We start from the raw sequence: 3993 nt of genomic DNA, 5'->3' as shown, positions 1-3993 counted from the left end.
CCCCCCCCCCCCCCCCCCCCCCCCCCGGCCGGGGGGGGGGGGGGGGGGGGGGGGCCCCGCGCCGGGTGAGGCACCTCGCGCGCACGCGCCCGTATCGCTCGCCCGTACCCGCCCGTTCAGCGCTGCGGCGCTCAGCACTCCGGCGGTCGGAACCTGCGCACCCCGCGCGGCGTCACCACCGCGTGCACCGCCCGGTCGTGCGGGTCCTGCGGCACGTGCTCCACCACCTCGTGCGCGTACAGCAGCACCACGAGGGTCGGTGTCGCGCCCGCGTCCGCGAGTCGGGCCAGTACCCGGTCGTAGCTGCCGCCGCCGCGGCCGAGGCGCACCCCGCGGCCGTCCACCGCGAGGCCGGGCAGCAGTACCGTGCCGGCCGTGCACACCGCGCCAGGACCCAGCCGCGGCCCCGTCGGTTCCCACAGGTCGATCTTCCCGGCGTGGGCGACCCGGGCGAGGCGTTCGGCGCCCTCGTACGCGGCCCAGTCCAGGTCGTTGTCGGGCAACAGAACGGGCAGCAACACCCGCACCCCGCGCCCGCGCAAGTCGTCCAGCAACGCGCGCGTACCGGGCTCGGTCCCGACCGAGACGTACGCGGCGACGGTGTGCGCCGCGCCCAACTCGGGCAGTTCCCGTGCATGACGGGCCAAATCTCGCTGCGACGCCTCGACGTCATCTGGGGTCAACCTGGACCTCATCGCCAGGAGGTCTCGCCGCAACACTCGCTTACTACTGTCGCCCCTGGTCATGCCACGTACAAACCCCTCGTTTTGTGCTGCTGTTGTGATGTATCAGGTCGTATTCCGCAGACCGTGATGATCCACCAAAAAGCACCGGTAAGGTGCACCGCATGACTCCATCACGCACTCGGATCAGCAAGGCTGTCATCCCCGCCGCCGGTCTTGGGACCCGCTTCCTCCCGGCCACCAAGGCCACCCCCAAGGAGATGCTGCCGGTCGTCGACAAGCCCGCGATCCAGTACGTGGTCGAAGAGGCTGTCACCGCCGGGCTCTCCGACGTCCTCATGGTCACCGGCCGCAACAAGCGCCCCCTGGAAGACCACTTCGACCGCAACTACGAACTCGAAGAGGCCCTGCGGCGCAAGAAGGACGAATCCCGCCTCGCCCGCGTCCAGGAGTCCAGCGACCTGGCGACCATGCACTACGTCCGGCAGGGCGACCCCAAGGGCCTCGGCCACGCCGTGCTGTGCGCCGCGCCGCACGTCGGCGACCAGCCCTTCGCGGTCCTCCTCGGCGACGACCTGATCGACCCCAGGGACCCGCTGCTCTCCCGCATGATCGAGACCCAGGAGCAGCACGGCGGCAGCGTCGTGGCCCTGATGGAGGTGGACCCGGCACAGATCCACCTCTACGGCTGCGCCGCGGTCAAGGCCACCGACGCCGAGGACGTCGTCCGCGTCACCGACCTGGTCGAGAAGCCGGACCCGGCCGACGCGCCCAGCAACTACGCCATCATCGGCCGCTACGTGCTCGACCCGGCCGTCTTCGACGTGCTGCGCACCACCGAGCCCGGCCGCGGCGGCGAGATCCAGCTCACCGACGCCCTCCAGACCCTCGCCGGCAACGAGACCGTCGGCGGCCCGGTGCACGGCGTCGTCTTCCAGGGCCGCCGCTACGACACCGGTGACCGCGGCGACTACCTGCGCGCCATTGTCAGACTCGCGTGCGAACGTGAAGATCTGGGTCCGGACTTCCGCGCCTGGCTTCACCGTTACGTCACCGAGGAGATGTAGCCCGTTGAGTAGCACCGCCGAACCGGCCACCAGCACGCCCGAGCGCCTGTGGCTGGTGTCCGAGCACCTCGATGACGTCCTCGGCCGACTGCGCCCGCTGGACCCGATCGAGCTGCGGCTCCTCGATGCGCAGGGCTGCGTCCTGGTGGAGGACGTCACCGTCCCGGTCGCCCTGCCGCCCTTCGACAACAGCTCCATGGACGGGTACGCCGTGCGGGTGGCGGACGTCGCGGGCGCGAGCGAGGAGTTCCCGGCGGTGCTCACCGTCATCGGTGACATCGCGGCCGGCAGTGGCGGCCAGCCCCGGGTCGGCGCGGGCGAGGCGGCCCGCATCATGACCGGGGCGCCGCTGCCGCCGGGCGCCGAGGCCGTCGTGCCCGTGGAGTGGACCGACGGCGGCACCGGCGGCGGCCCGGCCACCACCATGCGCGCGCACAGCAGCGCCCCCGAGGACGCGAGCGGCGAGGTCCGGGTGCACCGGCCGGTCACCGAGCGGGCGCACGTCCGGGCCCGCGGCAGCGACGTGGGCGCCGGCGAACTCGCCCTGCGCGCCGGCACCGTGCTCGGCCCGCCCCAGCTCAGCCTGCTCGCCGCGATCGGCCGCGACACGGTCAGGGTCCGCCCGCGCCCGCGCGTGGTGGTGCTCTCCACCGGCAGCGAACTCGTCCCGCCCGGAGAGCCGCTGGCCCCCGGTCAGATCTACGACTCCAACAGCTTCGCGCTGGCCGCAGCCGCCCGCGACGCCGGCGCCATCGCCTACCGGGTCGGCGCCGTCACCGACGACGCGGCCACCCTGCGCGCCACCATCGAGGACCAGCTCATCCGCGCCGACCTGCTGGTCACCACCGGAGGCGTCAGCGTCGGCGCTTACGACGTGGTCAAGGAGGCCCTGACCAGTCTCGGCGACGACACCGACGGCGTGCAGTTCCGCACCCTGGCCATGCAGCCGGGCAAGCCCCAGGGGTTCGGCTTCATCGGCGACGCAGAGGGCGGCCGGGACCGCGCCCCGCTGCTCGCCCTGCCGGGCAACCCGGTCAGCGCGTACGTCTCCTTCGAGCTGTTCGTGCGCCCCGCCATCCGCACCCTGATGGGCACCAACCCGGTGCACCGCACGGTCGTCAGCGCCATCTGCCCGGAGGGCGTGGCCAGTTCGCTGCCCGGCCGCCGCCAGTTCCTGCGCGGCCGGTACGACGCGGACGCGAACGCCGTCACGCCCGTCGGCGGCTCAGGGTCCCACCTGGTCAAGGCCCTCGCCCACGCCAACGCGCTGATCGTGCTCCCCGAGGACACCACCTCGCTTGAGCCCGGCGGCACGGTCGACGTGGTCCTGCTGGACTGAGCCCTGCCGGGCGGGCGGGCCCGGTGGGTTGGTTGTGTTGCGTGCTGCGCCGCCGGCTTGGGCTGCCTGCCCGCTTGCCTGCTTGCCCGGTCTGTGGCTGCCGGTAGCGAGGCTGGCCCTACGCGCGCGCGTGCGCCCGTACTTGCCGTACGCGTCGCCCTCGGGCCCGTACGAGCGACGGCGGGGGAGGCGGGGCTACCAGCCCGGGCGGCTGCCACGTATCCCGGGGCGGGGGCGCGCACCCGTGCGGACCGGATAGCTCGGTGGTTGCCGCGCTGGCCGCGGGGCATGGCGGGTACGGTGTCTGACCTAGGACTGACCGGGAGAACCATGAGCAGCGCCCAGGACCATCTCACCCACCTTGACGAGACGGGTGCGGCCCGCATGGTCGACGTCTCAGCGAAGGACGTCACCGCGCGCACCGCCACCGCTAGCGGCCGGGTCCTCGTCTCGCCCCGCGTGATCGACCTGCTGCGCGGCGAGGGGCTACCGAAGGGCGACGCCCTGTCCACCGCGCGGATCGCCGGCATCATGGGCGCCAAGCGCACCCCGGAGCTGATCCCGCTCTGTCATCCGTTGGCCGTCTCCGGCGTCAAGGTGGACCTGTCGGTCGCCGACGACGCCGTGGAGATCAGGGCCCGGGTGAAGACGACGGACCGCACCGGCGTGGAGATGGAGGCCCTGACGGCGGTCGCGGTCGCCGCGCTGACCGTGATCGACATGGTCAAGGCGGTGGACAAGGCGGCGGTCATCACCGACGTCCGGGTCGAGGAGAAGACCGGCGGCGCATCGGGCGACTGGAGCCGCACCTCATGACGACTCCTCAACCTGCTGACCGTACGCGGCAACAGCCCGCCGCCGGCGCCCCGCCCGCGCCTGCCGCCGCCCCCGCCCCGGCCGCCCC

Annotated in this window: 4 protein-coding genes; 3 read left to right on the top strand and 1 reads right to left on the bottom strand. The window is 73.3% G+C overall.

Going from position 1 to position 3993, the window contains the following annotated elements; translation table 11 throughout:
- Window positions 1–131: 131 nt before the first annotated feature.
- Window positions 132–746: a 5-formyltetrahydrofolate cyclo-ligase gene (locus tag AAHZ94_RS29895; RefSeq protein WP_349996841.1), complete on the bottom strand. Its 615-nt coding sequence runs from the start codon at window positions 744–746 to the stop codon at window positions 132–134.
- 101 nt (window positions 747–847) lie between these two features.
- Here AAHZ94_RS29895 and galU point away from each other — a divergent pair, with 101 nt between their 5' ends.
- The 3 genes from galU (at window position 848) to moaC (ending at window position 3905) form a co-directional block, all read left to right on the top strand.
- Window positions 848–1750 carry a UTP--glucose-1-phosphate uridylyltransferase GalU gene (gene galU, locus AAHZ94_RS29890; RefSeq protein ID WP_349996839.1) on the top strand — a complete coding sequence of 301 codons (903 nt, stop codon included), beginning with the start codon at window positions 848–850 and terminating at the stop codon, window positions 1748–1750.
- Window positions 1751–1754: 4 nt separating this feature from the next.
- Window positions 1755–3089, top strand: a complete 1335-nt coding sequence (gene glp / locus AAHZ94_RS29885; RefSeq protein ID WP_349996838.1) for a molybdotransferase-like divisome protein Glp — start codon at window positions 1755–1757, stop codon at window positions 3087–3089.
- Between the two features lie 330 nt (window positions 3090–3419).
- On the top strand, window positions 3420–3905 hold the full coding sequence (gene moaC, locus AAHZ94_RS29880; RefSeq protein ID WP_349996836.1) for a cyclic pyranopterin monophosphate synthase MoaC: 486 nt from the start codon (window positions 3420–3422) through the stop codon (window positions 3903–3905).
- Window positions 3906–3993 lie beyond the last annotated feature (88 nt).

It is taken from the genome of Streptomyces sp. HSW2009, from assembly GCF_040240285.1.
Lineage (GTDB): Bacteria > Actinomycetota > Actinomycetes > Streptomycetales > Streptomycetaceae > Streptomyces.
The sequence above is the reverse complement of the archived record's forward strand: the minus strand, read 5'-3'. Positions and strand labels throughout refer to the sequence as shown.

Coding starts and splice junctions, on each gene's coding strand:
- AAHZ94_RS29895 (WP_349996841.1), bottom strand. CDS start 746: ATGACCAGGGGCGACAGTAGTAAGCGAGTGTTGCGGCGAGACCTCCTG.
- galU (WP_349996839.1), top strand. CDS start 848: ATGACTCCATCACGCACTCGGATCAGCAAGGCTGTCATCCCCGCCGCC.
- moaC (WP_349996836.1), top strand. CDS start 3,420: ATGAGCAGCGCCCAGGACCATCTCACCCACCTTGACGAGACGGGTGCG.